The organism is uncultured Campylobacter sp., assembly GCF_937981295.1.
Lineage (GTDB): Bacteria > Campylobacterota > Campylobacteria > Campylobacterales > Campylobacteraceae > Campylobacter_B.
Map to the genome: position 1 here is coordinate 1 of NZ_CALJPC010000108.1, position 2,144 is coordinate 2,144.

Sequence of the window (2,144 nt, forward strand, 5' to 3'; positions counted from 1 at the left end):
TTTATCTTAGCGGCGGTTTCGATGTGTATTTGGCGGGGCGCGAAATGACGGATAGAAATTTAAAGGCAAAAGGCGGCTTTAGCCTCGGTAATCTCGCCATTTTGCGAACCGCAAAAGCTGCATTATCGAAGCAAATTTAATCCGCAAATTTCGCTCTCAAATTTACGGATCTTAAAGAAGGCTCGGCAAAATTGCTTTAAAGTAAACTCGGCAAAACCGTGCAAGGCAAGCTTTACGAAATCACTCAAGGCGAGCATGTCACGCAAAACAATCAAATTTCGTCGAAACAATCAAAATTTATCGAAACGATAAAATTTTGCCGAAACGCCCTAATCTCGCCGAATTCCGCCAAGCGAACCCTGCCGAGCCCAAAAGTCAAGCAACTAAAATTTATTCTTTCGGCGCTATCATATCCTCAGGCACCACCCACGCGTCAAATTCCTCGGCGGTTAGTATGCCCGATCTTATCGCCTCCTCGCGCAGCGTCGTGCCGTTATGATGCGCGGTTTTGGCGATCTTGGCGGCATTTGCGTAGCCGATGTGCGGATTTAGCGCGGTTACGAGCATTAGGCTTTCGTGCAGTAGCTTGTCGATTTTCGCGGCGTTTGCTGTGATGCCGCAAGCGCAGTGTTTCTCAAAACTGTTCATCACGTCGCTTAGCAGGCGGATGCTTTGGATGAGGTTGTACGTAAGCACCGGCTTAAAGACGTTTAGCTCGAAGTTGCCCTGGCTTGCGGCGATGGAGATCGCGACGTGGTTGCCCATCACCTGCGCGGCGACCATCGTGACGGCTTCGCACTGCGTCGGATTTACCTTGCCCGGCATTATCGAGCTTCCCGGCTCGTTTTCGGGGATGTTTATCTCGCCGATGCCGCATCTTGGTCCGCTTGCTAACCAGCGCACGTCGTTTGCGATCTTCATCAAATTTGCCGCCAGGCCGTTTAGCGCGCCGCTTAAAAACACCTCGGCATCGTGGCTGGTTAGGCCGTGAAATTTATTCGGATGGGATTTAAATTTAAACGCCGTGCCCGTTAGCGAGTTTAGCTCGTCGCTTACCATTTGGCTAAATTTCGGGTGCGAGTTTAGCCCCGTGCCCACCGCGGTGCCACCGATAGCAAGCTCCTGCAAAAACGGCATAGTAGCGAGGATCTGCGCCTTGCTCGCCTTTAGCATATGCGCGTAGCCGCTAAATTCCTGTCCGAGCGTGAGCGGCGTGGCGTCTTGCAGGTGAGTGCGGCCGATCTTTACGATCCCCGCAAACTCGGCGGTCTTTTTATCCAGCGTCGCTTCAAGCTTTTCTATCGCTGGCAGTAGCTTTTTTTGAAGCTCTAGCACAAAGGCTATTCGCATCGCCGTAGGATAGGTGTCGTTTGAGCTCTGACCTTTATTTACGTGATCGTTTGGATGCACAAATTTCGCGTCTCTCGCGTCCAGTGCCGCCTTATCGCGAAAATTTAACCCCAAAATCTCCATCGCGCGGTTTGAGACGACCTCGTTTAGATTCATATTCGACTGCGTGCCCGAGCCCGTCTGCCACACGACTAGAGGGAAATTTCCGTCCAGTTTGCCGTTTAAAATTTCATCGCACGCCTGCGCGATCGCCTCGGTGCGAGGTTCGTCTAGACGGCCCAGCTTGCGATTAACCAGCGCGCACGCCTTTTTTAGATAGGCAAAGCCCTCTATGACCTCCCTTGGCATCGTCTCCAGCCCCACTCCGATCTCGAAATTTTCGCGGCTGCGCTGCGTCTGCGCACCCCAATACTTGTCGTTCGGAACCTTAACCTCGCCCATCGTGTCTTTTTCGATACGAAATTCCATAACTAATCCTTTCTAAGAGAAATTTCGGAATTTTAATTTTAGACGGCGACATACTATTCGCTGCAGCTCGAAATGCTTTGCCGATTAAGTTTTACCGCTATTTTGATCGCTTCAGAGCCTGCGCCGAAATTTTTGCGCCACGCTCAAAGCGACCGGATTTACGCACGCCGCACCGAATGTGCCTCATCTCTACTCGTTTTTATTCTCGTCTCTTTTTTGCAGTTCCTGTTCGCACCTTTTGGTGACTTTTACGAGCGAGACCCTCGTGCCGTCCATTCGCAGCACTTCGTAGTCGCAGTTTTCATCGCTTATTTTATCGCCGATTT

General features: G+C 51.0%; 1 protein-coding gene. It reads right to left on the minus strand.

All coding sequences use genetic code 11. The annotated features are described in order from the left end of the window. Positions 1–390: 390 nt before the first annotated feature. Positions 391–1,818: a class II fumarate hydratase gene (gene fumC / locus Q0135_RS11370; protein ID WP_297990527.1), complete on the minus strand. Its 1,428-nt coding sequence runs from the start codon at positions 1,816–1,818 to the stop codon at positions 391–393. Between the last annotated feature and the right edge of the window lie 326 nt (positions 1,819–2,144).